The organism is Bradyrhizobium ivorense (assembly GCF_900696085.1).
Classification (GTDB): domain Bacteria; phylum Pseudomonadota; class Alphaproteobacteria; order Rhizobiales; family Xanthobacteraceae; genus Bradyrhizobium; species Bradyrhizobium ivorense.
In genome coordinates, this window is sequence record NZ_CAADFC020000008.1 from 184,019 (window position 1) to 208,269 (window position 24,251).

Genomic DNA, 24,251 nt, shown 5'->3' on the forward strand with positions numbered 1-24,251 from the left:
CGCTAACGCGGTCCTCCGGATCCGGATCATGCTCTAGGTCATGCAGAAATCCCGATGCGGCGGCCTCATCCTCCCTGTTGAGCACCCACCTTTCCGACGAATGGCGCTGCGACCGAGATCGCGCCGTCGGCGACCGAAAGCGGCAGCGCCGCGATGCGACGCGGCGCCGGCCCGAACACCACCTGCGCATTCTGCCGCGGATCGAATTCGGAGTTGTGACACATGCATTTGAGGACGTTCTTGTCGCCCTGCTCTTCCTTCACCCAGGCGGTGATCGGGCATCCGGCGTGTGAGCAGATCACGGAGTAGCAGACGATGCCGTCAGGGGCGCGGGCGCGCGTGGTCTCGTCCAGCTCGTTGGGGTCGAGCTTGACCACCACCACCTCGTTCAGCCGCGAGCCCTTGCGGACAACCGAGGTTTTCGGATCCTTCGGCCAGGCGCGCAGCGGCGGCCCGCCGAGCGTCAGATCCTCCGCCGTGATGACTTCGCCGGCCTTGTCGCCTTCGGCGCGCACCAGCACGTCGGCTTTTTGCGGCCGCTCACTGGCGCCGGGTTGTTCGTCATCGGCGGCGGCGGACTCGATCGCGGCGAGACAGGCGCATCCGGCCAATGCCGTCAGCAGCGCGCGACGCGTCGGATCAGCGTACGACGACGTCGGCTCGGATTGACCGATCTGATTGACGGAAGCGCTGGGATTGGACTCCGACATGGCGCAAGCTGAACGTGCAACTCGGCCGAAAAGATGGCGGCGCGCATCTCAATGCGCGAACGCAGATGCAAAAATACTTTGCAGCTTTTGGTTGATCGCCGCTGCGAATTCGCGATTGCTTCGATCAGGGCTCGGTGACGAAGGTCAGCCTGCCGGCAGGTTTCAGCGTCTTTGCATCAAATGTGCGGATTTCGGTGGCACCGCCGATATCGAGGGTCACGACCAGCCGTTCGCCGGCGACGCCGGTCGAGACGATGCGGGCGCCCTTCGGCAGCGCAGCGCTGACGTCGGTGACCGAAACGGGGCTTCCCTCGCCGCGATAAAGGCGGTAGCCCACGGCGATCAGCACCACGGCGACGGCCAGTGCCGAGGTCAGGCCCGCGATCAGCATCATGCGCCGCACCCGCGCGATCAACGCGGCCTGCTCGGGGGTCGGTTCGGTCACGGCGGTGTCGGTCATCACAAGGCTCTTCTTTGCAACAGGTCTCTACCAATGGCGGTCGGAAGCTGGAGGTCATCGTCGCGGGCGACGAGGGCTCGGTGCGGCTCGACCGCGTGCTGGCGCAGCGCACTCCCGAGCTGTCGCGGTCCCGGCTGAAGGCGCTGATCCTCGCCGGTTCCGTGACCGTCAAGGACGCCGCCGTCCGCGACCCCGCTTATCATGTCGCCAAGGGCGATACGATCATAATCGACGTGCCGGAGGCGGCGCCGGCCGAACCCCAAGGGGAAGACATCGCGCTCGACATCGTGTTCGAGGACGACGACATCATCGTCATCGACAAGCCGAAGGGCCTCGTCGTGCACCCGGCGGCCGGCCACGCCACCGGAACGCTGGTCAACGCGCTGATCGCCCATTGCGGCTCCAGCCTGTCCGGCATCGGCGGGGTGAAGCGACCGGGCATCGTGCACCGGCTCGACAAGGACACCACGGGGCTGATGGTGGTCGCCAAGAACGACCATGCTCACCAGTCGCTGACCGCCCAGTTCGCCGACCACGGCCGCACCGGGGCGATGCAGCGCGGCTACATGGCGTTCGCCTGGGGCGTGCCGAACCGGCCCCACGGCACGATCGACGCGCCGATCGACCGCCACCCGCATGCGCGTGAGAAGATGGCGGTGCGCCAGGGCGGCCGCGAGGCCATCACCCATTACGAGGTGCAGCAGACCTTTGCCGGCCGCGACGGCAGGCCGATCGCCTCGCTGCTCGCCTGCCAGCTCGAGACCGGACGCACGCATCAGATCCGCGTCCACCTCGCTCATATCGGCCATCCCCTGCTGGGCGACAGCGTCTATGGCGCGCACTTCAAGACCAAGGCCGGACAGCTCAGTGCGGTAGGTAAAGAATCACTCACCGCGCTCGGCCGGCAGGCCCTGCACGCCTACCTGCTGGCTCTGGAGCACCCCCGGACCGGGGAACTTTTGCACTGGGAGGCGGCTTTGCCGGAGGATTTGCTTCTCCTGCAACAGGCCCTGGCGGCGGCGGTATGACGCACCCCCTCCGGAAAAGCTGAGGTATGACAGCAGGTTATAGCTGGCACACGGGGACGTGACGTCAGCAATCCTTCCCTATCACGGACAGTTTGGTGTATGTTGCACCTGCGTTGAATATCCAACGCGGAACATCGCAGCACGGCCGGCTTTAACACAGCGGCCGCCTGCCGGGCCCGCCGCTATCGGGGGCCTGAACCACTGGAGGGCGCACGAATGGCCCGTACAGCTACGTTACCGGTCCTCAACGGAGAATCCGGTCTTTCCCGTTACCTCGCCGAGATCCGCAAGTTCCCCATGCTGGAGCCCCAGCAGGAGTACATGCTCGCCAAGCGTTGGCGCGAGCATGACGATCGCGACGCGGCGCATAAACTCGTCACCAGCCACCTCAGGCTCGTGGCCAAGATCGCCATGGGCTATCGCGGCTACGGTCTGCCGATCTCCGAGGTCGTCTCGGAGGGCAACGTCGGCCTGATGCAGGCGGTCAAGCGATTCGAGCCCGAGAAGGGCTTCCGTCTCGCCACCTACGCCATGTGGTGGATCAAGGCGTCGATACAAGAGTACATTCTGCGTTCCTGGTCGCTCGTGAAGATGGGCACCACCGCGAACCAGAAGAAGCTGTTCTTCAACCTGCGCAAGGCGAAGAGCAAGATTTCGGCCCTGGAAGAGGGTGATCTGCACCCCGACCAGGTCAAGCTGATCGCCAAGCGCCTCGGCGTGACCGATCAGGACGTGGTCGACATGAACCGCCGCCTCGGCGGTGACGCGTCGCTCAACGCCCCGATCCGCGACGACGGCGAAGCCGGCGAATGGCAGGACTGGCTGGTCGACAACTCGCCCAACGCCGAAGCCATGATGGCCGAGAGCGAGGAGTTCGATCATCGCCGGCAGGCCCTCAATGGTGCGATCGGCGTGCTCAACCCGCGCGAACGCCGCATCTTCGAGGCGCGGCGCCTGGCGGATGAGCCGATGACGCTGGAAGACCTCGCCGCCGAGTTCGGCGTGTCGCGCGAGCGCGTGCGGCAGATCGAGGTCCGCGCCTTCGAGAAGGTGCAGTCGGCGGTCAAGGGCACCATCGCCCGGCAGGAAGCCGCTCTGGAAGCCGCGCACTAAGCGCGGCGGCCAAGCCAACAACAGACACGAAAGCCGGCGGCAACGCCGGCTTTTTTGTTTTTTTGGGGCAGCTTTCTCACCAACTCCGCTGTCGTCCTCCGCGAAAGCGGGGGACCCAGTACGCCGCGGCGGTCGAGCAAGGGCGCGCAATAACTGCTGCCTCTGGAATACTGGATCGCCCGGTCAAGCCGGGCGATGACAGCTTTTGCTGAGCCGAACGTCCTCGTCCAATCAGGACGACGACCCCCCTACTCTCCCCCAATCCTACGATGATTGCATTTGCGCGTTGGTTGCCGAGGGCCGGTTTGACGGCGCTACCGGATCCGGTGATCGGAAGGCGGCGTCGGGCGGCGCTTCCCGGGATGGCCGATTGGGCGCGGGCGGCGGGAGCACGATCACCTTCGCGCCGACCTTCACCCGCTCATAGAGGTCCATGACGTCCTCGTTGGTCAGCCGGATGCAGCCGGACGAAACCCGCTTGCCGATCGTATCGGGCTTGTTGGTGCCGTGAATTCTGTACTCGGTCTCGCCCAGATACATCGCCCGCGCGCCGAGCGGATTGCCGGGACCACCGGCCATGAACCGCGGCAGATAAGGCTGGCGCGAAATCATCTCTGCAGGCGGACGCCAATCCGGCCATTCCGTCTTGCGCGCCACGGTCTGTTCACCGGACCATGTGAAGCCTTCGCGGCCGACACCGATGCCGTAACGCATCGCCTGGTGGTCGTTCAGCACGAGAAAGAGGAATGTGTTTCCGGTATCGATGACGACGGTGCCCGGCGTCTGGTGGCTGACGTAGTCAACCACCTGGCGAACAAATCTCCCGGGAGCATCAGCGGCTTTTGCGTCGACGGCTTTTGGTGTTTCGACCGGAGGCGTCGGGACCGGGATTGGAGCCGGAGCCGGAGCCGCCGCTGCCGCACGAACTGGAGCTGGTACTGGAACAGGTACGCGCGTTGGCGCCGATAATGCCGAAACCTGATGCGCGGACGGCCTCGGTATCGGTTGAACGCTCGCCGGGCTAGACAGCAAGCCGTAGCCCAACGCGGCAGCGGCGACGGCGCCAATTGCTATTCTTCCGGCCACCGGTATCGCGAGCGGCTCGGTCTTTGCACGTTTGGCCCGCTTGGCCATATCTTGTCTTCCCCTGATCCCTTGCGTGGAACAGGTACTCAGCAAATTTTAACAAGCCTAGAAGCGATTTCGCTCAGGCCGGAAATCGTCGAGCGTCGTTAACGCGAGCGAGCTCTTGCTCGGCTGCGGGATGGGTGGGGCCGACAGACAGGAAAGCCGGCGGCGACGCCGGCTTTTTGTTGTCGCGCGATGAGACGAGGGCGAGCCGGAGCGGCGTCGGAGGTTCACCTCTTCCGGACTATGCGCACTCAATCCAATCACCGTCATCCTGAGGAGCGCGAAGGCGCGTCTCGAAGGGTCGACGGCCCGGCTCTGGCCGCGCGGCAAAATCCGGGCCGTGCATCCTTCGAGACGCGCGCAAGAGCGCGCTCCTCAGGATGACGGGTTGAAGCGCGGTGCAACACATCGAGTGTCGAGGAGAGATGGCCCGAAACCGGCCCGACCAAAAATGCTCTCGTCCGCCCGATCAATAATACGTCCGCAAATACTCGGCCATGCTGTCCGGCTGGTGCAGACTGTCCCAGTCGTAGGGATCGCCGTAGAGCAGCGCGCTGGCCTGGGTCTTGTAGTCGGGCGCGACGTCGTCGGGCTGCGTGATCGAGCGGCCTACGATGTCGCGGTAATCCTGGTAGTTGGCCGCTGTGCCGATGAAGATGCAGACGCAGTGCTGCGGCTCGGCGTAGAGATAGCGCACGTCGCCGCCGTTGCGGTGGATCACGAAGCGATGCGGCGGCAGTGCGTCGAGCGCCTTCTTGCCGGCGGCATCGTTGGCGACCTGGACGCGGAAGCCGGCCGAGGACAGCAGAAAACTGTTCCTGTCGAGGAACGGCTTGCTCGGCGGCTCCAGCGCAATCAGCAGCGAGGCGCACAGCGCAGGGGCGACCAGCCCCACCGCCAGCGCTTTCGCGTGGCGCCTCAGGACGGCTCCGATGCCGAAGGCCGGCGGCCCACCACGCAGACCAATTTCCATGATCACCCCTCACCTACACCATGTGCTGGACGAGGAAACCGCAGGCGGCGTCACGATACAAGGTATCGGCTTCGAGCAACAGAGCCTACTCGCCCCACTCCCGCGCCATCGTCGCCAGCGCGCAGCCTTCGCAATAGCGGGCGTCCTTGAAGTCGATCCAGTTGTGCGCATAGACGCGATCGAGCGGGATCTTGTAACGCGCGCGCAGCAGCTTCACCAGGACGCGCCAGGCGGCGATCTGTGCGTCGGTCGGGCCCTTGGTGACATCGGGATAATTGCCGGCGAACTCGACGCCGATCGAATTGCTGCCGACCACCTGGCGATAGGTCGCGCGGTTGTCGATGTACTTGTTGTCGTTGCGGTTGGCGCCGTCGCCATGGGTCGGGACGAGGTCCTCGGTGACCGCCCAATAGACCGTGCCGTCGGTCTCGACCCAGACCATGACGCCGCGCCGCGTCGGGTTGTTGTGCTGCTCATGGGCGCCGAGGCGGGCCGAGCCGGCCGGGCCCTCGGTCTGGTGCACGATGATGTTGCGCCACGGATGGGACTTGGCGACGTCGCCCCAGGGCGACAGCCAGACCATCTTCAGCCCGGGGATCTCGGGCGTGCCCTGCGCGCGCGCGAGCGCCGCGAGGTCGGGCGTTTCGGCGCGCGCGGTGGAGGACAAAGCGAGGGCGAGGCAGGCGGCAAGCAGGCGAAGCATCATACAAAGGGGTCCGTGTCGCCTTTTGCTCTCTGTTTGAGCCTGATCTTTTCGGAAAACCGCTTCGCACTTTTCCGGATCATGCTCTAGCACGCTCACGCGCGCTTGCGCAGGGCGGCCTCCAGCAGTTCGAGCACCTCGCGCGACGGCGCCGGGCCGGGCTCGTAGGCCGCAAAGCCGTTCTTGCCGCCCTTCTTGGCGTCGTAGAGCGCGTGGTCGGCGGCCGCGATCAGCCGCTCCGGATGCATGCCGATCTCGCGGGTCCATTGCGCGACCCCGATCGAGACCGCGATCGGGATGTCCTTGCCGGTGCACTGCGCGGCGTCGGCGCGGCACACCTCGACCACGCGGCGGGCGATCATCGCTCCCTCGCGCAAGGTCGAGGACGGCAGCACGATGCAGAACTCGTCGCCGCCAGAGCGGGCCAGCATGTCGCCCGGCCGCAGCCTGGTCTGCGCCATCAGGGTGAAATGCTGCAGGCAGGCGTCGCCGGCGGCGTGGCCGTGGGTGTCGTTGATGCCCTTGAAGCCGTCGAGGTCGATCACCAGCAGCGCGAACGGATCGCCGCTGCGGTCGGAGCGCGCGCACTCCTCGGTCAGCCGCTGCAGCAAATGGCGGCGGTTGCCGACGCCGGTGAGATCGTCGAGCAGCGCGAGGTCGGCGACCTCGTTGCGCAGCCGGTCGATCGCCATCAGCAGGAAGCCGAAATTGAGCGCCATCGCCAGGAACACCATCAGCAGGATCACCAGCGACTGGCTCGCATTGAAGCGCACGAAGGAGAACTCGCCGGGCTGCAGCAGCGCGCCGACGAGGCGCAGCGCATAGATCGCGATCAGCACGCAGGCGACGATGCCGGCGAGCCGGGCGCCGGGGCTGACGCGGCCGTTCTCGGGCGACAGCAGCAGTCTCAGCGTCAATGCGAACGGCGTGACCTGCCCGACGGTGTAGACCAGGATGCGCAGCGGCATGCTGTCATGGGCGAAGATGAAGACGGCAAGACCGGCGAAAGTCAGCGCCGTGGTCAGCGCGGTGCGGCGCCAGGTCACGGGTTTGCCGTAAAACCGCTCGATGCCCATTGCGGCAAGGCAGGCGGCGAACACCATCAGCGTCCCGGCCACCAGCAGCGGCAACAGCGAATCCGTCATCACCACGCGGAACATGGCGCAGGCGGCGCCGGCGGCCGCGACGAAAGCCGACGCAGTCCAGAACCGCGCCGCGCCCAAAGCCGGATAGCTCTGCGTCACATAGGCCCAGATCAGGCCCAGCGCGAGAAAGTTGATGACGAACACCGTCCAAAGCGTCGGAACGCTCAACATCGCCCATTGTCCGAGATCGCTCTGGATCCCGCCTCTCCTGTAGTCGAACCGCCCGCCGTTGGGCTTCCTCCGACGACAATCCCCGTTGTCTTGCGGGCAGGATGCAGCCGCGCCGCTTAACGGTCCGTCACCCGTAACCGGTCAATCCCATGCTGTGGTTTTGATTTGATGAAGACGCAGCGTTCGGCGTTTGCGCAACGTTAAGCATGCCGCTTGCGACAACGACGCGGCCGACAGCGGCAACAACGGGGCGAAAACCGGCCGAAAACGCATAACAGTTGTGGATAACGTGATGACGGCGTCGTGACAGCCCGCGGCAGCCGCCGCCGAATCTGCTGAGTTTGATATCGAGGATGTTGCGAGGCTGGCCCTCCGCCAAGCATGCCTCGGAGTCGCGTTCAATCCATGAAACCTTGAGAGGATACTATGGCTAAGAAAGCGAAGAAGGCGAAGAAGGCGAAGAAGGCCACCAAGAAAAAGGCCAAGGCCAAGAAGTAGACCGTTTCTCGCCCGGGTAGCGGCTTCGCCCTGCCCGGGCACCCGATCGGGATCATCGGTCGCAACGACATCACGATCGAAGACGGCAGCAGGCGCAAGGCCTGCTTTTTTATTGCCTAGGGCATGATGAGGTTAAGTCGAAGTCCGACGGCGCCTCGCTCCCTCTCCCCGTTCTTCACGGGGAGAGGGTTGGGGTGAGGGGCTCTCTCCACGCATTCGGTGACGGCTGCGTTTGCGGAGACTCCCCCTCACCCGGAACGCATCTATCGATGCGTCGTAGCCGAGGCATTGCCTTGGCGTTCTTGATGACGGCCGCCAGAGGCGGCCTGTGCCTCTCCCCGCACGCGGGGCGAGGTGAAGCGGAGTGTGCCGCACGGTTAGCGCTCAGCGAAGGCGAGTTTGGCGCCGAGCAGGGCAAAGCCAGCGGCAAAGCTCCGCCTGAGCCAAGCCATCACCTGCGGCCGGGTGATGACGCGGTCGCGCACCGAGGCGGCGAACACGCCGTAGACCGCGAACACCACAAAGGTCATCGCCATGAAGACGCCGCTGAGCTCGACCATCCGCGTCAGCGGATGGGCCTCGTCGGCCGCGATGAACTGCGGCAGGAAGGCCAGGAAGAAGATCGACAGCTTTGGATTGAGCAGGTTGATCAGGATCGCGGTGACGATCACCCGGCCGTTCGAGCGCGGCCTGAGCTCGGTGTCGACCGAAAGCGCGCCGCGCTCGCGCAGCGCCTGCCAGGACATGTAGAGCAGATAGACCACGCCGCCCCATTTCAGCACCGCGAAGGCCAGCGCACTGGTGTGCAGGATGGCGGCCAGCCCGAGCATCGCCGCGATCATCTGCGGCACGATTCCGAGCGTGCAGCCGAACGCCGCCGCCACGCTCGCCCGCGAGCCCCGCGTCAGCGCCACCGCCAGGGTGTAGAGCACGCCGGTGCCCGGGGACGCGACCACGATCAGCGTGGTGAGGAGGAAGGACCAGGTCATGCGGGTGCTCTTTCAAGCGGGATGAAGTCAGGTGGAATCGGTTTGGGACGGGTGAGATGGCCGACCAGGTCGGTCGCGCCGTCCAGCGAGGGGAAATTGACGATCGCCTCTGCCGCCGCGGCAGGCGCCGCGATCGCCAGAAAGAGTGACAGGACAAGCCAGACCAGTCCGATGGTCAACCACGGGCGGGACATCGGCCCGCCAATATCACGCCCTCCGCCGCGGCGGAAGCGCGGGGCGGCATTCTGCCATCCGCCCCGCTGACGTCTTCGTTATGACGGCCGGCGCGCGTCCTGGAGCGCCGAGGCCTTCATCTCGGCGACCCGGATCACGTCCAGCGGCGCCCAGGGCTTGGCCCAGAACATCGCGCCGGCCGGCAGCGATTGCCGCAGCGGCTTGCCCGAGGTGACGATGACGTCGACATCGGGATTGTACTTCTTCGCGACATAAGCGAGCTCGACCCCGGTCATGTGTCCGGCCAGCTCGACATCCGTCATCATCAGCGCGACGTTGTCGCCGCTACCCTGCAGCACCAGCTCGGCGGCTTCCGCGCTCGCGCAGGCGACGACCTCGAACTCGCTTTCCTCCAGCAGCAGCTCAAGCATCGCGCGCTGCATCGGGTCGTCCTCGACCACCAGGGCCTTCGCACGATAGGGCGTTGATTGTCCCATATTGGCGGTGCCTCCCTTGCTTGAGTGCTTTTGGTTCGAGTACGTATCCTGACGTCAATGCATAAAATCGCTGGATGGTTCGGTTCCAATTTGAGAAAAACGGCAGGCTTGCCCTGTTCCCCATTTGCCATTTTCAGAAACAAAATTGTTCGAGGGAGTTTGACCCAGCATGACCACCATCCGTGGATCCGCCGCCGCCGTGACCGGAGCCGCCAACGGCATCGGCCGCGCGCTCGCGCTTGAGCTCGCCGCGCGCGGCTGCGACCTCGCGCTCGCCGACCGCGACGAGGCCGGTCTGCAGGCGGTAGCCGCCGACATTGCGAAAGCCGGCCAGCGCAAGGTCTCCGTGCATCGCGTCGATGTCAGCGAGCCGCATCAGATCGCCGCGTTCGCGGAGGCCGCCGGCGCCGCCCATCCCGCGCTCAACATCGTCATCAACAATGCCGGCGTCGCTTTGCTCGGCCAGTTCGACGAGATCGACCAGGCGCAGATGGAGTGGCTGTTCAACATCAATTTCTGGGGCGTGGTGCACGGCACGCGCGCCTTCCTGCCGCAGCTTGCGCGGCAGCGCGAGGCCCACATCGTCAACATCTCGTCGATCTTCGGCATCCTCGCCCCGCCCGGCCAGAGCGCCTATTGCGCGGCGAAATTCGCGGTGCGCGGTTTTTCCGAAAGCGTGCGCCACGAGCTTGCGGTGGCAAATAGCCCGGTCCGCCTGTCGGTGGTGCATCCCGGCGGCATCGCCACCAACATCGCGCGCAATTCCCGCACCGGGGTCGGCGTCACCGACAACGCCCGCCGCGCCGAATCGATCGAACGGTTCGACGCGCTGGCGCGGACCGCGCCGGCCGCCGCGGCGCAGCGCATCATCGCCGGCATCGAGAGCAACGAGCCGCGCATCCTGATCGGCAAGGACGCCCGCATCATGGACCTCTTGCAACGCTTCCTCCCCGCCACCTACTGGAAGGTGATGCAGCGCCAGATGGAGAAGACCGCGGCACGCCGGCTGGCGCGCGACGCGGCGGCGAAGTAGCGCTGTGGACGATTGCACGACCACAGTGATGAGCAGGTGAGGCGAGCACAAGGGTAGGGTTCCCTCTCCCCTTGCGGGAGAGGGTTAGGGAGAGGGGTGCCACACGGCATGCTCTCTCGATGCACGTGTCGAAGCAAGCATGACCGGAGTTGCGAAAGCCGCGCCTCCCTCGACGATCACGCCCGGGGCCACCCCTCTCCCCAACCCTCCCCCGCAAGGGGGGAGGGAGCCTTGGCGGCGTGCTCGCATCACGTTGGATGCGCCCTCACCCCAGCTGGTTCTTCACGCCGAGCGCGAGGCGATAGACCGGATCGCTCTTCTCCGACGGATAGAGCGCGCTGCGCGCCACCCGAGGAAAGTCGTCGTTCTTCCAGAACGAGGCCGGCTTGAACGAGAACTTTGCCACCAACCGGCGGCCGAAATCCATTTCGTAGGGATAGTAGTTTTCCTCACGCTCGTAGCCGGTCATATCGGGGTATTCGCCGAGCAGATAGCCCTCCTGCAGGTGCGGCCGCACCGCCGATGGCGGGCAGACAGAGGACAGGCGAACGATCTGCAGACCTGCCTCGGCGCTCGCGGTGTTCGCGCCGCTCAGGTTCGGGACACCGAGCACGTAGAGGAAGGCGGTATCGGTCTCGGCCAGTGAGGCAAACGAAGCTGCGATCCGGACCGAATGGGTGACGTCGAGCAGCGGCGTAGAACAGACCTCGTAGTGCTGCAGGATTGACCAACGCAGCAGGTGATGCCGTTTCAGCCGATCGACGCCGAGCAGCTTTTCTTTCGCATACTCCGCGATCAATATCTGCTCGGCGCGCTTGAGCCGCTCGAACCGCTCGACCAAGGTCACGCGGTCCGGATTGCCGCGTCCGCCGCGGAACAGCGACGGCTTCAGCGACGAGTTGCCCTTGACGTTGCGGTGGTCGGTACCCTGGCCGCGAAACAGCAGCACGTGGTCGCGGTTGCGAAACTGCAGCTCGGCGATCTTGGTCGCGAGCTCGACATAGGACCCGACACGATGGCCCGCCCCCTGCCGCACCGCCGAGTTCTTCGCGACCTGGCAGCCGCGGTGATCGAAGAACGACCAGGTCTTTTGGCTGCCGATGGTTTCCATGCCGGGGCACTCTGCACTCTCAACTCGTCATTGCGAGGAGCGAAGCGACGAAGCAATCCATCGCTCCGCATATGCCGAGAGATGGATTGCTTCGCGGAGCCTGTCATCCGGCGGCGCTGCGCGCCGACCGGGTGGCTCGCAATGACGTCGGGGCCAGAATCCGGCCCTCACCGCCCCACCAACTGATCGGCAAAATACCCGATGGTCTTGCGATAGATCACCGCCCTGTTCCACTCGCGCATCGCCTCGAAATTCGCGGTACCCTCGCCATAGGGCGCGCCCATCTTGAAGCCGTTGGTGTGGAGCAGGTTCGCGGTCGAGGCCAGCACGTCGGCCACCGAGTGGCGCAGATCGACATGGCCGTTGCCGTCGAAATCGACGCCATACTTGATGTAGGACGACGGCAAAAATTGCGTCTGGCCGATCTCGCCGGCATAGGCGCCGATCATGTCGTTGAGCGCGAGGTCGCCGCGCTGCACGATCTTGAGCGCCGCGAGCAGCTCGCCCTGGAACAGCTCGGTGCGGCGGCAATCATGCGCCAGCGTCGCGAGCACGCGGAACACCGGCAGCTTGCCCATGTCGCCCTTGCCGAAATCGGTCTCCAGCCCCCAGATCGCAACCAGGATCTGGCGCGGCACGCCGTATTGCTGCTCGATCCTCGACAGCAGCGCGGCATGCCGCTGCAGCATCGCCCGCCCGCCATTGATGCGCCCCGGCCCGACCCGGGTCGCGACATACTGCTCAAACGTCTTGTTGAAGGTGTAGCGCTGCCGCCGGTCAAACGCGAGCACCCCGCCATCCTGCTGCACGCCACCGAGCGCCGACGAGATCACATTCTGCGAAATGCCGGCCGCAGCGGCTTCCTGCGAGAACGATTGGATGAAGCTGTTGAAATTGCCGCCACAGCGGGCGGCGTGGGAGGGGGATACAAACAAGAAGGCCCCGGTAAAGGCTACTAACCAACATCTGAGCATGCGAAATTACTCCCGCTTCCGTGACCAATCATGCCATGGCCGAAACGAAGTCGTCAAAAGCGGCAAGCAGATATCCCGCCTCTGTCGACGTTCGTTGCACAGTAACTCGGGTAACATTACCCGGCATTCCGCATAGCCAGCAGCTCTTGATATAACATCTAATGGTTGTGCTACATTGGCTCATCCTTCCTCTTTTTGGAACGCCACCTTGAGCAAGATCGATCTATCTAGCGGACTTGATGCAGCCTTGACTGCGCTCGTTGCGGGTCTGACAGAGACGCTGGATGACGCCACAGAGGAAGGCGTCCACCGGAATGTGATAGAGTTCTACAATGACATGATGGAGATCGCACTCGTACATCAGGACTCCTCCGTCAAGCTCGCCGAAAGTGCAGTGGCCTTCTTCTCAGAAAGAGCTTTGAACTGGCCACTTTGCTTGTTCCTTGAGCTCTTGGCCAGGTGCCTGTTTAATGCTGGGCGGGTGCATGATGGCTGTCTACAACTCGAGAGATTGGCGTACAATGTTCGATCTGACGATCGACGCGCGTCACTAATCGAGCTCGCGGGAGAAGCTAGCCAGATTGCGAATGAGTACAGCGCGGACGTAAGTCCAATTATCTTGGCCAGCCTAACGCGCGTGTACACCGCACTATACGAGAGTCAGCTCTTGGTAGAGACATTCCTTCAAGCGGCAAGCATCTATTCGAGCCATGGAGCCCAAAAGGCGGCCTACAGCTGTCTAGAAGACGCCGAAACAATTGGAAGAGCTGAAAACTCGCTCACACTTCTAGCCAAAGTATACGCGGAGACTGCAGTCGCAGCCTATGAACTGCAAGATTTTGCCTCTTCGATCGCAGCTGGCAACCGGTGTCTGGGCTCTCATCCTTACGGTTGCAATGATCATCTTGTGGCTGGCAAATGCGCGAAATTCTGAGCAGTGCTAAGACCACTACCGTCAATCCGGATCATTCGGTGAGCCGCCGCTCCAGTCCCGCAAAATCTATCTCCGCCCACCTCTCCATGATCCGTCCCTCCCTGATCCGCCAGAACGTCATGCCGCGGAATTCGACGTGGCGGCCGGTCGGCGGGATGCCGCGCCAGGGGCTGCGGTGCCGGCCGCGCCAGACGAGGCGGCCGGCGACGATGTCGCGTTCCGCCACCAGACATTCGGCCACCGCCGACAGGTCGGCGAAGGCCTCGTGCAGCGCCGCCGAATGCGCGATCACCTCGTCGGCGCCCATCCTCTTGCCCGCGGCGTGATCGAAGAAGCCGGGTGCCAAGTGCGCCCGGATGGCATCGGGATCGTGGCGGTTGATGACGGCATCATAATGCGCGAGCACGAGCGCCTTGTTGGCGTCGAGGGTGGCACTGGACATCGGGGGTGGCGTCCCAAGAGGAAAGTTGCAGAGGTGGCAGGATTCGCCTCATACGCGAATCGGCGGTAGCCGCGCAAGTGACGATGGTCAGAAAATCGCTCGGCTTTCGTCCGGCTTTTCGTTTCAGCTGCGTTGCGAAAGTCGGCTGCCGGGAAATCGCCGGAGCTTCCGCGCGCCGGCCTGCTCACCAGCGGCCGTTGCGCCGATTCCAGGCAAACAGCAGGTCGGCGAACCGGTCATAGCCGAACCGGGTCAGCGGCAGCATCACCCGGTTGCCGAACACCGCCGCCAGCCAGCCCTCGCTCGCGGTCAGGCGCCAGATCGCGATCGCGACATCGGCGCCGACGATCAGGCGGCCGTCCTGGTCGGTGGCATGCAAGCGGCGGCGGACGTCGTCGAGCGAGACGCCGAACTGCGCCAGCGCATCGGGCGTCTCATTGATGTCCTTGAAGGCGATCCGCCCGGCGCGCACCGCGGCAACCAGCTTGCTGCGCTGCCAGTCGATGCCGGCGTCGCAGACCGGGCAGCGCGTGTTGTACCAGACGGTCAAATGCGGATCGGGCATGGCGTACGGCAGCCTAGCCGCCCGCCGGTGCTGCGTCGAGGACCGGCGACAGTTGCTGCGCCCTCTCCCCTTGTGGGAGAGGGCAGCACCGGTGTCGGCCAGGAATGCGCTGGCGATATCGGCCTCAAAAAGGCACGGCGGCTATTACTGCGCCCTCTCCCCTTGTGGGAGAGGGCTGCACCGGCGTCAGCCAGGAATGCGCTCGGGTGAGGGGTATATCTCCACGTACACCGCACTCGCGGAAGCATACCCCTCATCCGGCAGCCTTCGGCTGCCACCTTCTCCCACATCCGCCTTCGCCAAGGCTTCGGCGGACAAGGGGGAGAAGGAAGGGATGCGTGAACGTCGAGCGCACCGGCCGCGACAAAACAGAGATCGCAAAAAACCGCTCCATACCGCCTCCATTCGTCCCGTCTTGTTCATGCAAAGCCGCACCGTTAAAGCGAGGCCGATGACCGATCACCACGAAGGTGCCTGCCGATGAGATTTGCCGGACTGGCTGCGCGCATCATCGCCGCATCGATCGGGTTGGCTGCGCTTGGCGCGACGCTCGCGGTCACCACCGGCATCGCCGCCGCGCAGGATGCCCGCGCAAAACGTCCGGCACAGGGCGCGGCCGCGACGCAGGCCGTCACCGCGCAATTGAAGAGCGCGATCGCGACGACGCGCGGCGGCAAGGCCGAGGTAGGTTACGCGCAGCTCGTCGCCGCGCTCGACGCGGCAGACAAACTCGACGTCGCGGGCAAGCCGGAGGACGCCCAGTTCGTGATGGGCTGCTATTACCAGGCGACCTCGGCGCTGCGCGCGGTGAAGCGCGACGAACTCGCCGAAAAGCTGTTCGCGCGGGCGATGCAGAGCAAGGCGGCGGCGCAATCGCCGCCCGCCAATGCCGACGTGCTGTTGGCATACGCCATCCTGACCTCCGACCACGCCCGGATCCAGGAGGCGGTGCCGCTCTATTTGAAGGCGATCGCCCTGTTCAACGGCTATTGGGGCGAAGGCTCGGAGGAATCGCTGATCGCCAACGACAAGCTCGCGGTGGCGCTCTCGGCCAACGGCTCGCCGGCCTCCGCGACCAATCTCGGCCGGCGCAATTTCGAGCTGGCGCAGAAGGCGCTCGGCAACGATCATCGCACCACCTGGAAGCTCGCCAACAACTATGCCGACATGTTGCGCGAAATCGGCGCGCCCGCCAAGGCGTTGGAGCTCGATTTGTTCGCGATCGAGAAACGCGCCAAACATTACGGCGAGAACCACCTCAACACGCTGGTGACGGTCAACAATGCCGGCCAGGATTTTCTCAATCTCGGCCGCTTCGACGAGGCGCGGCGCTATTTTCGCCGGCATCGCGCGATCGCGACCGTGCTGGCGCCTGGTGATCCGAGCTTTGCCGGGCAGGCCGACGCCTGGCTGTTCTATACCGACATGCTGGCCGCGGGCGACACGGCGATGCCGGAGGCCAACCTCGAGCGGCTGGAGGCGATCGTCGCCAATGAGGAGAATTTCGCCGACTTTCTGCGGATCAAGGCCGCGGTGCTGGCGGCAGGCCAGCGCGAGCAACGCGGCGAGCGCGACAAGGGCCTGCGGCTGCGCGAGACCGCGCTCAAGATCTCGACGCGCGCCTTCACCGCGCAGCATCCGGTCAGTTTCGAGATCGAGCTCGGGATCGCCGAGGCGCTGATCGCGACCGATGCAAGGCTCGCCGTGCAAAAGTTTGCCGCGCTCGATCGCGCGATGTTCGACTGGATGAAGCGCGAGATTGGCACCGCCGGCGACCGCGCCGTCGCGGAGGCGATCCGCGCCCATGCCGATCATCTGCTGTTCGCGTTCGGCCGCTTCGCCACCGGCGCCGGGAGCGCGGTGGCGCAGCCGGCGTTTGCCGCCGCGGTGCTGCGCTGGAAGTCGCTCGGCGGCGCCGACGCCACCGCGCTGCGCCAGCTCGAGACGAAGCTTGCCGGCAAGGACGAGGAGACCGCGCGGCTGGTGCGCACCGCGCTGCGGCTGAATGGCGAGAAGCAGGAGCTGTTCTCGTCCGGCAATATCGACGACTGGGCGCGCGCGGTGTGGCGGCGCCAGGACGAGGCCGAGAAGGCGCTCGACCAGCGGCTGGCCGCGATCGGCGTCACGCTGCCGCGCGAGCCGGTGCGCCCGGCGCAGCTGCTGGCGCCGCGGGAAGCCGTAGTCAACTACTTCATCACACGGCAATGGAAGGCGGACCGGCAGTCCGAGGCGCCGCTGGCGGCGACCGTGCTCTATGCCATCATCGACACCGCGCAGGCCGAGCCGCGCGTGGTCAATCTCGGCGATCCCGGCCGCATGGTCGATGTCGGCGTGCGCACGGAGATCGCGCGGCTGCGCTCGACCCGGGCGACCGTGCCGGACCTTGCGACAAGCGGCCGCTTCCAGAACCTCGAGGCGCGGCTGATCGCGCCGCTGGAGCCGCTGCTCGCCGACAAGACCACGCTCTACATCGTGCCTGATGGATTCCTGTTCGCGGTGCCGTTCGCGCTGCTGTCGGGCCGCGACGGCGGCCTGCTGGAGGATCGCTTCACGATCCGGATGCTGACCAGCCCCGATGCGCTGATCGCGATCCATGCCCGCGAGACGCTGGAGCAGAAGGGCGCGATCCTGCTCGCCGGCGGCATCGACTATGGCGTGCCGGGGCCGATGCCGCTGCCCGCGACCAAAACCGAGATCGAGGCGATCGCGCGGCTTGCCCGCGCCCGTGGAGCTGCGGTCGAGATACTGACCGGGGGCGGCGTCGGCGAAACCGTGCTGCGCAAAGCGATCGGCAAGGCCCGCATCGCGCATCTGGCGACCCACGGCTTCTATCACGACTCGACGCCGTCGGGCCTCGACACGCTCTGGCAGAGCGGCATCGTGCTGTCAGGCGCCGGCGATCTCAGGTTGCCGGTGCCCGACGAGGCCGACGGCTATCTCTACGCCTTCGAATTGATGGACTGGGATCTCTCCGGGCTCGATTTGCTGGTGCTGTCGGCCTGCGAGACCGGCCGCGGCGACGAGAGTTTTGTCTCTGGCCTGCGCGGCCTGCCGACCGCGCTCGGCATCGCCGGCGCGCGGCGCTCGCTGCTGACGCTGTGGCCGGTCGCCGACGAGGGCACCGCGAACTTTACCGTGCGCTTCTACGAGCACCTCGCCGGCGGCCTGACCTATTCGGACGCGCTGCGCCAGACCAGGCGCGATGCCCGCGACGGCAAGGTCACGGGCGCAGCCGACCCCAGTGTCTGGGCGGCATTCGTGCTGTTCGAGGGCTGAGGCTCGCAAGGGGCTTTTGCGGGCGAATCCCGCAGGGCAGACCGGCGCGGAAACGCGGCGATTTGCTTTGACAGTGCGGCTCCGATCGATCACAAGCCGCGCATGCCGAAGAAACCCGGGACCAATCCCAAAGGCGAATTCGCCTTCTTCAACGTCGTCTATGAAGACGGCTCGCAGCGCTCCAACCGCCGCGTGCCCGCCGAGCTGCTCGGCGGCCTCGACGGCGACGAACCGGCGCGCGCCTACATCCACGAGCAGGACCGCGAGATCGCGGAAAAGAGCGGCCGCCCGCCCCTCGAGATCAAGAGCATCGCCCGCGTCGGCGCGAAGAAGAAGTAACGCGTTCCTCCCTCCCCTCTCCGTTCGCGGCGCGCGAGATGCCCGCCGGACCGATGTGTCGCACCGGCGCGATACGAGGCGATCTGCCGCGGCTGCATCATTTGCCGGCCGGATCGCCGCCCCCTAAAGCGCGATGAGATTTGGTCGAATCGTCATTGCGCTTTAGCTCTTTGTTTGAGCATGATCTCTTCGGAAAACCGCTTCACACTTTTCCGGATCATGCTCTAGGCTGAGCGCGGCTCGCCTTGACGTTGCGCTCCCCCTTTTTCCGCTTCCCCTTGAGTCCGCGATCCCTTCGGGCGCCGGCATGTGCGAGGCCAACGACAACAACAACCAAGACAGCGGAGGATATCGATGAGCAGGCTCGCTTGGCGCTGGTGGCCGCGGCGCAGGACCCACTCTCCGGAGGCGCCCGCGTCCCGGCCAATCCACGGCGACGACCGGCGTCATCTGTTGCAGGCGCTGTCCGCGCTGGCGGGCGGCGGCGCCCTCGCCGCGATATCGCGCGCGACTGAGGCCAAGGACGCCAGCGAATTGCCCGCGCCAAAGCGGGTGGTGACCGGGCGCAATGAGGCCGGCAAGTCGGTGTTCAAGTCGGTCGACGTCACCAGCAAGGTGGTCGAGATCGACGCCAACCCGGGACTGACCTTCTACGAGCTCTACATGACCGAAGGCGTGCCGCGGCTCACCGGCCTCGAGCCGGACCCGATGCTGGGCGGAACGAAAGCGTTCCCCGGCCCCGGCGGCACGATGTTTCGCCTGATCTCCTATCCGCCGAAGCGGCCCGAGGGCTGGAAGCCGCCGGCGGGCGTCACCTTCGAGAGCGGGCTGAAGGAGATGACGGAAAAGGTCCCCGGCATGGGCGACCATTTCGAACGCAATGCGCCCGGCTTTCATACCACCGACACCATCGACTACGGCATCGTGGTGCGCGGCGAGATGACGCTTGAGCTCGACGACGGCGAAAAGGTCCATCTGCGCCAGGGCGATTGCGTGGTGCAGAACGGCACAAGGCACCGCTGGCGCAACCCGTTGCCGGAGCCGTGCCTGATGGCGTTCATCTCGCTGGGCGGCAGCCGCGGGTGAGAGTCTGATCGTGCTGAGGGTGTTGTTCTCGCGCTCGATCGGCAGCGGAGCGGCACCCCTCTCCCCACCCTCCCCCGCAAGGGGGGAGGGAGCCCTTCCGCCGGTGCTTCACTTACGCGCGATCGACGCTGAAGCTTCGCGCAAGCTACGAGACGCGTTGCGGTGTGAGGTGAGCACGCTTCTCAGGCTCCCTCCCCCCTTGCGGGGGAGGGTCGGGGAGAGGGGTGGCCGCGGGCGCTGGCGCGAGAGATGTGGCGCGGTCCAGCAACAAAAAACGGCGGGCTCTTGCCCGCCGTTCTTGTTGCGATGGATCGCAAAAATCAGTTGTCCAGGAAGCTCCGCAGCTTCCGCGACCTTGACGGATGCTTCAGCTTGCGCAGCGCCTTGGCTTCGATCTGGCGGATGCGTTCGCGGGTGACCGAGAACTGCTGGCCGACTTCCTCCAACGTGTGGTCGGTGTTCATGCCGATGCCGAAGCGCATGCGCAGCACGCGCTCTTCGCGCGGGGTGAGCGAGGCCAGGACGCGCGTGGTGGTCTCGCGCAGGTTGGACTGGATCGCGGCATCGATCGGCAGGATCGCGTTCTTGTCCTCGATGAAATCGCCGAGGTGTGAATCCTCTTCGTCACCGACAGGCGTCTCCAGCGACAGCGGCTCCTTGGCGATCTTGAGAACCTTGCGCACCTTCTCGAGGGGCATGCCGAGCTTCTCGGCGAGCTCCTCCGGGGTCGGCTCGCGGCCGATCTCGTTCAGCATCTGGCGCGAGGTGCGGACGATCTTGTTGATCGTCTCGATCATGTGCACGGGGATGCGGATGGTGCGGGCCTGGTCGGCGATCGAGCGGGTGATCGCCTGCCGGATCCACCAGGTGGCGTAGGTCGAGAACTTGTAGCCGCGGCGGTACTCGAACTTATCGACCGCCTTCATCAGGCCGATATTGCCTTCCTGGATCAGGTCGAGGAACTGCAGACCGCGGTTGGTGTACTTCTTGGCGATCGAGATCACGAGGCGGAGGTTGGCTTCCACCATCTCCTTCTTGGCCTGACGGGCCTCGCGCTCGCCCTTCTGCACGCCGTGCACGATCTTGCGGAATTCGCCGATCTCGAGCCCGGTGAGCGCCGCCAGCGACTGGATCTCGTGGCGGAGGTCCTTGATGCGGTCCTTCTCGTGATGAACGAAGTTCTTCCAGCCCTTGGCCGACAGCTTCGAGACGCGGTTGAGCCAGCGCGGATCGAGCTCCGAACCCTGGTAGTTGCGCAGGAAGTCGTCGCGCGCCACGCCATGGCTGTCGGCGAGCCGCATCATGCGGCCCTCGAACGAGACCAGCTTCTTGTTGATGTCGTAGAGCTGCTCGACCAATGAATCGATGCGGGCCTGGTTGAGCCGCAGCGACTTCACCTCGACGATGATCTCGTCCTTCAGCTTCTTGTACTTGCGCTCCTGCGACGGCGACAGCGACTCGCTCTGCAGCTGGTTGGCGATGTCCTGCTCCTGCAGGCGGCGCAGCTTCTTGTACTCGGAGGCGATCTTGTCGAACGTCTCGACCACCTTCGGCTTCAGCTCGGCCTCGATGGCGGCGAGCGACATCTGGTTCTCGAACTCGTCGTCGTCCATGTCGGCTTCGGCGGCGGCCTCGCCGGGATCCTTCTCCTCGGCCTCGGCCTCGCCGCCAGCGGGCGCGGCGCGGAACGGGGTTGCCGCCGGCGGCGCCGCGGGCGGCGCGACATGGGCGGGCGCGGCCGCGTCGGCACCGTTGCCATTGGCCTCGGTCGCAGCGCCCTCACCGTTGGGGCCAGCGATCAGGTTCGGATTGATGCCGCCCTTCGACTCCGGGCCGGCATAGGTCGCTTCGAGATCGATGATGTCGCGGAGGAAGATCTTTCCTTCGTTCAATTCATCGCGCCAGATGATGATGGCCTGGAAGGTCAGCGGGCTTTCGCAGAGGCCCGCGATCATCGCCTCGCGGCCGGCCTCGATGCGCTTGGCGATCGCGATTTCGCCCTCGCGCGACAACAGCTCGACGGTGCCCATCTCGCGCAGATACATCCGCACCGGATCGTCGGTGCGCTCGCCGGGCTCGCTCTTCTTGACCTCGGTGACGGCCTTCTGCGTGACCTCGACAAGCTCGTTGTCGGTGTCGTCGTCGCCGTCGTCCTTTTCGTCCTCGCCTTCGCTGTCGTCGGCCTCGGTGACGTTGATGCCCATGTCCGAGAGCATCGACATGATGTCCTCGATCTGCTCGGGCGAGGTGGTGTCGGATGGCAGCACTTCGTTGAGCTGATCGAAGGTCACGAAGCCGCGCTTCTTGGCCTGCTTGATCATCTTCTTCACCGCGGCATCCGACAGGTCGAGCAACGGCGACGGCGCGTCAGCGGAATCCTTCTCAGGGGCATCCGCTGCCTTGTCGTCTTTTTCCTTGTCCTTAACCTGCAGCGTCTTTGCCTTGGTGGCCATTCACTAAGCTCCCGAAACGCGGTCGTGCGGAATGGCGCAACGCGCGCATTTCGCACAATTCATCTGATAACTCTCGACGCGCAAAGGGCGGCGCAAGTTTCGCCACCCCTTTGATCCGTCTCGACGGTTTCCATTCTGAAATAGCCCGTCGCGTCTTCCGTAAAAGTGGATACCGGTTTTACGGTCGGAAGACGCGACAGATTTTAAATCTGACGCATTTTCGGACGGCGAACCGGGAACCACTTCGCCTGAAAATGCTACGTTAGCTATTAAGTTTCGCTTAACCCTGTTTTTGCAGCCAAACCATGGATTTGGCGAGTCTTTTCGCGGGTGCGGCCAGCGCCGTCCGCAGCATTTTTGTTATCAGACATTACGCTGGAACCGGCCCGATAATTCGCCGAACCCCTCGATCAGGGCCTCGGTCCCGTCGGCTTCTGCCATCCGGGCCTGGATATCCTGCAACCATGCCAGATTGGCCTCGCTGGAGTCCTCCGCCAAGGCCGCTTCCGCATCCTTTTTTTCCCTAAGTAAGGCGTGGGTTTTCTGATGCAAGGCAACAAGTTGGCGCCACGTCGATAAAACATCCTCGCGCGCCGCGCCGATTTGCGTACCCCACACCGCCTGGGTTGTGATCGCTCGCTCAACCCTTTGAAGTACCTGCGAAAATCCGCCAGCCTCGAGATCGGCCCGCATCTTCTCGGCCTGCTCCTCCTCGTCCGGGGAATGGTGGTGATCGTTGGCAAAGGCCGCAATGATGGCCGCGCGGAGCTTGTGGGCCTCGGGATAGGCGAGTTCGAGGGCCGCGACCTCCTCCAGATGGTCGTGCAGCAGCCAGGGGTGGTTGATCAGGGATTGCAGGATCAGGGCCTCACGACGGGAGATCGCGCTGCGCTGTCCCCGCATGATCGGGCTGTTGGCGAGCTGCGGGCTCGCCGCCTGGTACGGCCCCCGCAAAATCCCGGGGGTGGGCGCGCCCTTGGGGGCAAACCGGCCGGCCTGCGCCGGGCCGCGGGGTACAAAATGGCGGGGTGATTCGCCGCCGCGGCCGCCGCGAAAATTGCCGCCGCCGTAACCGCCCTTGCCGTAGCCGCCGCGGCCGCCCTCGGGGGCAAAGGTGCGCTGCAGCCGCTCCTGCAGATCCTGGCGGTAATAGCGGCGCACCACCTCGTCGCGGATGCCATTGGTGAGCTCGCCGATCCGCGCCTCCAGCGCGGCTCTTCGCTCGGGCGTCCCATAACTGCCGCCCTCAATCTCGCGCGACCAGATCATGTCGGCGAGCGGACGCGCCGCCGAGATCACCTCCTCGATCGCGCCGCGGCCGCCGGAGCGGGCGAGATCGTCGGGGTCCTGGCCTTCCGGCAGCAGCGCAAAGCGCAGGCTCTTGCCCGGCTTGAGATGCGGCAAGGCGAGGTCGGCCGCGCGATAGGCCGCCTTCTGTCCGGCGCGGTCGCCGTCGAAGCAGAGCAGCGGCTCGTCGGCCATCTTCCAGAGCAGCGCGAGCTGGTTCTCGGTCAGCGCGGTGCCGAGCGGCGCGACCGCGCCGGGAAAACCGGACGTCACCATCGCGATGACGTCGACATAGCCCTCGACCACGATCAGCTGCGCGCCGTCATGCGCGGCCTGGCGCGCGGTGAACAGGTTGTAGAGGTTGTCGCCCTTGTGAAACAGCGTGGTTTCCGGCGAGTTCAGATACTTCGCCGGAACATCCTTCTCCAGCGCGCGGCCGCCGAAGGCGATGACGCGGCCGCGGGCATCCGTGATCGGAAACATCACGCGGTCGCGGAAGCGGTCGAACGGCACCGGCTTGTCCTCGCCGGACACCAGAAGCCCGGCCTCCACCATGTCCTCGGTGGAAATGCCCTGCGCGCCGAGATGCTCCTTCAGCGCAAAACGATCCGGCGGCGCATAGCCCATGCGGAACTGGAGCTGGGTCGCTGGCGACAGGCCGCGGTCGGCGAGATAGCCGCGCGCCTTGGCGCCGTGGCGCGAGGCCAGCGTGTCGGCGAAGAATTTTGCCGCCAGCTCCATCACGTCGTGCAGGGTGCGGCGGTGCTGCTCATGCCGCGCCGCATCGGCCGTCACCGCCGGCAGCGGAACACCCGCCATCGCCGCGAGCCGTTCCACCGCCTCGGGAAACGTCACGCCCTCGGTCTTCATCAGGAAGTCGAAGATGTTGCCATTCAGCCCGGACGAGAAGTCGAACCAGGCCTGCTTCTGGTCATTGACGAAGAACGACGGCGTCTTCTCCTGCTGGAACGGCGACAGCCCCTTCCACTCGCGCCCGGCCTTCTTGAGCTTGACGCGCCTGCCCACGACTTCCGAGACCGGAAGCCGGGCGCGCAGCTCATCGAGGAATTCCGGCGTGAAACGCATCTGGCTCGGGTTCGGTACGAAACGATCATCGATATAGTGCGGAATTCCTCAGACCACCAAGTTTATCCGCCTC

At 65.2% G+C, this 24,251-nt stretch carries 23 protein-coding genes; 7 read left to right on the forward strand and 16 right to left on the reverse strand.

Going from position 1 to position 24,251, the window contains the following annotated elements; translation table 11 throughout:
• Positions 1–65 precede the first annotated feature (65 nt).
• Together CI41S_RS11905 and CI41S_RS11910 are read right to left on the reverse strand one after the other, a co-directional pair.
• Entirely contained in the window at positions 66–710 is a 645-nt protein-coding gene (locus CI41S_RS11905) for a QcrA and Rieske domain-containing protein (RefSeq protein ID WP_139859104.1), read from the reverse strand.
• Positions 711–834: 124 nt separating this feature from the next.
• The gene (locus tag CI41S_RS11910) at positions 835–1,170 is read right to left on the reverse strand and encodes a hypothetical protein (protein ID WP_139859105.1); all 336 of its coding nucleotides are present in this window, start codon (positions 1,168–1,170) and stop codon (positions 835–837) included.
• 47 nt (positions 1,171–1,217) lie between these two features.
• Here CI41S_RS11910 and CI41S_RS11915 point away from each other — a divergent pair, with 47 nt between their 5' ends.
• On the forward strand, positions 1,218–2,198 hold the full coding sequence (locus CI41S_RS11915) for an RluA family pseudouridine synthase (RefSeq protein WP_139859298.1): 981 nt from the start codon (positions 1,218–1,220) through the stop codon (positions 2,196–2,198).
• Positions 2,199–2,414: 216 nt separating this feature from the next.
• Positions 2,415–3,311 carry an RNA polymerase sigma factor RpoH gene (gene rpoH, locus CI41S_RS11920; RefSeq protein ID WP_139481257.1) on the forward strand — a complete coding sequence of 299 codons (897 nt, stop codon included), beginning with the start codon at positions 2,415–2,417 and terminating at the stop codon, positions 3,309–3,311.
• Positions 3,312–3,575: 264 nt separating this feature from the next.
• On the opposite strand, the gene CI41S_RS11925 is transcribed toward rpoH, so the two are convergent.
• The 8 genes from CI41S_RS11925 to CI41S_RS11960 form a co-directional block, all read right to left on the reverse strand.
• Positions 3,576–4,445 (reverse strand): L,D-transpeptidase, encoded by an 870-nt coding sequence (locus CI41S_RS11925; protein WP_139859106.1) that lies wholly within the window; start codon positions 4,443–4,445, stop codon positions 3,576–3,578.
• A gap of 466 nt (positions 4,446–4,911) precedes the next feature.
• Positions 4,912–5,415: a hypothetical protein gene (locus CI41S_RS11930; protein WP_244626478.1), complete on the reverse strand. Its 504-nt coding sequence runs from the start codon at positions 5,413–5,415 to the stop codon at positions 4,912–4,914.
• Between the two features lie 85 nt (positions 5,416–5,500).
• Positions 5,501–6,121 (reverse strand): peptidoglycan recognition protein family protein, encoded by a 621-nt coding sequence (locus CI41S_RS11935; RefSeq protein WP_139859107.1) that lies wholly within the window; start codon positions 6,119–6,121, stop codon positions 5,501–5,503.
• Positions 6,122–6,213: 92 nt separating this feature from the next.
• Entirely contained in the window at positions 6,214–7,434 is a 1,221-nt protein-coding gene (locus CI41S_RS11940; protein ID WP_139859108.1) for a GGDEF domain-containing protein, read from the reverse strand.
• Positions 7,435–7,561: 127 nt separating this feature from the next.
• The gene (locus CI41S_RS11945; RefSeq protein WP_139859109.1) at positions 7,562–7,813 is read right to left on the reverse strand and encodes a hypothetical protein; all 252 of its coding nucleotides are present in this window, start codon (positions 7,811–7,813) and stop codon (positions 7,562–7,564) included.
• Between the two features lie 496 nt (positions 7,814–8,309).
• Complete coding sequence (locus tag CI41S_RS11950) at positions 8,310–8,921, reverse strand: LysE family translocator (protein ID WP_139859110.1); 612 nt, start codon at positions 8,919–8,921, stop codon at positions 8,310–8,312.
• Positions 8,918–9,100 (reverse strand): hypothetical protein, encoded by a 183-nt coding sequence (locus tag CI41S_RS11955; RefSeq protein ID WP_139859111.1) that lies wholly within the window; start codon positions 9,098–9,100, stop codon positions 8,918–8,920. The genes CI41S_RS11950 and CI41S_RS11955 overlap by 4 nt, the downstream gene beginning before the upstream one ends.
• A gap of 93 nt (positions 9,101–9,193) precedes the next feature.
• Entirely contained in the window at positions 9,194–9,592 is a 399-nt protein-coding gene (locus CI41S_RS11960) for a response regulator (protein ID WP_139481040.1), read from the reverse strand.
• Positions 9,593–9,761: 169 nt separating this feature from the next.
• On the opposite strand from CI41S_RS11960, the gene CI41S_RS11965 reads away from it, so the two are divergent.
• The gene (locus CI41S_RS11965) at positions 9,762–10,625 is read left to right on the forward strand and encodes an SDR family NAD(P)-dependent oxidoreductase (protein WP_139859112.1); all 864 of its coding nucleotides are present in this window, start codon (positions 9,762–9,764) and stop codon (positions 10,623–10,625) included.
• A 265-nt stretch (positions 10,626–10,890) separates the two neighbouring features.
• Here the strand turns inward: CI41S_RS11965 and CI41S_RS11970 are convergent, their stop codons facing one another.
• A complete protein-coding gene (locus CI41S_RS11970; RefSeq protein WP_139859113.1) occupies positions 10,891–11,736 on the reverse strand; it encodes an FRG domain-containing protein in 846 nt (281 codons plus the stop codon).
• 167 nt (positions 11,737–11,903) lie between these two features.
• Positions 11,904–12,710 carry a lytic murein transglycosylase gene (locus tag CI41S_RS11975; protein ID WP_139859114.1) on the reverse strand — a complete coding sequence of 269 codons (807 nt, stop codon included), beginning with the start codon at positions 12,708–12,710 and terminating at the stop codon, positions 11,904–11,906.
• A gap of 208 nt (positions 12,711–12,918) precedes the next feature.
• Here CI41S_RS11975 and CI41S_RS11980 point away from each other — a divergent pair, with 208 nt between their 5' ends.
• Entirely contained in the window at positions 12,919–13,644 is a 726-nt protein-coding gene (locus tag CI41S_RS11980; protein WP_139859115.1) for a hypothetical protein, read from the forward strand.
• Between the two features lie 31 nt (positions 13,645–13,675).
• Here CI41S_RS11980 and CI41S_RS11985 read toward each other — a convergent pair whose 3' ends face one another.
• Together CI41S_RS11985 and CI41S_RS11990 are read right to left on the reverse strand one after the other, a co-directional pair.
• Positions 13,676–14,086 (reverse strand): ester cyclase, encoded by a 411-nt coding sequence (locus CI41S_RS11985; protein ID WP_139859116.1) that lies wholly within the window; start codon positions 14,084–14,086, stop codon positions 13,676–13,678.
• Positions 14,087–14,270: 184 nt separating this feature from the next.
• On the reverse strand, positions 14,271–14,651 hold the full coding sequence (locus tag CI41S_RS11990) for a thiol-disulfide oxidoreductase DCC family protein (protein WP_139859117.1): 381 nt from the start codon (positions 14,649–14,651) through the stop codon (positions 14,271–14,273).
• A gap of 480 nt (positions 14,652–15,131) precedes the next feature.
• On the opposite strand from CI41S_RS11990, the gene CI41S_RS11995 reads away from it, so the two are divergent.
• The 3 genes from CI41S_RS11995 (at position 15,132) to CI41S_RS12005 (ending at position 19,352) form a co-directional block, all read left to right on the forward strand.
• Positions 15,132–17,927: a CHAT domain-containing protein gene (locus CI41S_RS11995; RefSeq protein WP_139859118.1), complete on the forward strand. Its 2,796-nt coding sequence runs from the start codon at positions 15,132–15,134 to the stop codon at positions 17,925–17,927.
• 102 nt (positions 17,928–18,029) lie between these two features.
• The gene (locus CI41S_RS12000; protein WP_139481032.1) at positions 18,030–18,266 is read left to right on the forward strand and encodes a hypothetical protein; all 237 of its coding nucleotides are present in this window, start codon (positions 18,030–18,032) and stop codon (positions 18,264–18,266) included.
• Positions 18,267–18,620: 354 nt separating this feature from the next.
• A complete protein-coding gene (locus tag CI41S_RS12005; RefSeq protein ID WP_244626479.1) occupies positions 18,621–19,352 on the forward strand; it encodes a cupin domain-containing protein in 732 nt (243 codons plus the stop codon).
• Positions 19,353–19,672: 320 nt separating this feature from the next.
• Here the strand turns inward: CI41S_RS12005 and rpoD are convergent, their stop codons facing one another.
• Positions 19,673–21,805 (reverse strand): RNA polymerase sigma factor RpoD, encoded by a 2,133-nt coding sequence (rpoD, locus tag CI41S_RS12010; RefSeq protein ID WP_139859120.1) that lies wholly within the window; start codon positions 21,803–21,805, stop codon positions 19,673–19,675.
• Between the two features lie 363 nt (positions 21,806–22,168).
• A complete protein-coding gene (gene dnaG / locus CI41S_RS12015) occupies positions 22,169–24,178 on the reverse strand; it encodes a DNA primase (protein WP_139859122.1) in 2,010 nt (669 codons plus the stop codon).
• Positions 24,179–24,251: the final 73 nt, after the last annotated feature.

Coding starts and splice junctions, on each gene's coding strand:
- CI41S_RS11905 (WP_139859104.1), bottom strand. CDS start 710: ATGTCGGAGTCCAATCCCAGCGCTTCCGTCAATCAGATCGGTCAATCC.
- CI41S_RS11910 (WP_139859105.1), bottom strand. CDS start 1,170: ATGACCGACACCGCCGTGACCGAACCGACCCCCGAGCAGGCCGCGTTG.
- rpoH (WP_139481257.1), top strand. CDS start 2,415: ATGGCCCGTACAGCTACGTTACCGGTCCTCAACGGAGAATCCGGTCTT.
- CI41S_RS11925 (WP_139859106.1), bottom strand. CDS start 4,445: ATGGCCAAGCGGGCCAAACGTGCAAAGACCGAGCCGCTCGCGATACCG.
- CI41S_RS11930 (WP_244626478.1), bottom strand. CDS start 5,415: ATGGAAATTGGTCTGCGTGGTGGGCCGCCGGCCTTCGGCATCGGAGCC.
- CI41S_RS11935 (WP_139859107.1), bottom strand. CDS start 6,121: ATGATGCTTCGCCTGCTTGCCGCCTGCCTCGCCCTCGCTTTGTCCTCC.
- CI41S_RS11940 (WP_139859108.1), bottom strand. CDS start 7,434: ATGTTGAGCGTTCCGACGCTTTGGACGGTGTTCGTCATCAACTTTCTC.
- CI41S_RS11950 (WP_139859110.1), bottom strand. CDS start 8,921: ATGACCTGGTCCTTCCTCCTCACCACGCTGATCGTGGTCGCGTCCCCG.
- CI41S_RS11960 (WP_139481040.1), bottom strand. CDS start 9,592: ATGGGACAATCAACGCCCTATCGTGCGAAGGCCCTGGTGGTCGAGGAC.
- CI41S_RS11965 (WP_139859112.1), top strand. CDS start 9,762: ATGACCACCATCCGTGGATCCGCCGCCGCCGTGACCGGAGCCGCCAAC.
- CI41S_RS11970 (WP_139859113.1), bottom strand. CDS start 11,736: ATGGAAACCATCGGCAGCCAAAAGACCTGGTCGTTCTTCGATCACCGC.
- CI41S_RS11975 (WP_139859114.1), bottom strand. CDS start 12,710: ATGCTCAGATGTTGGTTAGTAGCCTTTACCGGGGCCTTCTTGTTTGTA.
- CI41S_RS11985 (WP_139859116.1), bottom strand. CDS start 14,086: ATGTCCAGTGCCACCCTCGACGCCAACAAGGCGCTCGTGCTCGCGCAT.
- CI41S_RS11990 (WP_139859117.1), bottom strand. CDS start 14,651: ATGCCCGATCCGCATTTGACCGTCTGGTACAACACGCGCTGCCCGGTC.
- CI41S_RS11995 (WP_139859118.1), top strand. CDS start 15,132: ATGAGATTTGCCGGACTGGCTGCGCGCATCATCGCCGCATCGATCGGG.
- CI41S_RS12000 (WP_139481032.1), top strand. CDS start 18,030: ATGCCGAAGAAACCCGGGACCAATCCCAAAGGCGAATTCGCCTTCTTC.
- CI41S_RS12005 (WP_244626479.1), top strand. CDS start 18,621: ATGAGCAGGCTCGCTTGGCGCTGGTGGCCGCGGCGCAGGACCCACTCT.
- rpoD (WP_139859120.1), bottom strand. CDS start 21,805: ATGGCCACCAAGGCAAAGACGCTGCAGGTTAAGGACAAGGAAAAAGAC.
- dnaG (WP_139859122.1), bottom strand. CDS start 24,178: ATGCGTTTCACGCCGGAATTCCTCGATGAGCTGCGCGCCCGGCTTCCG.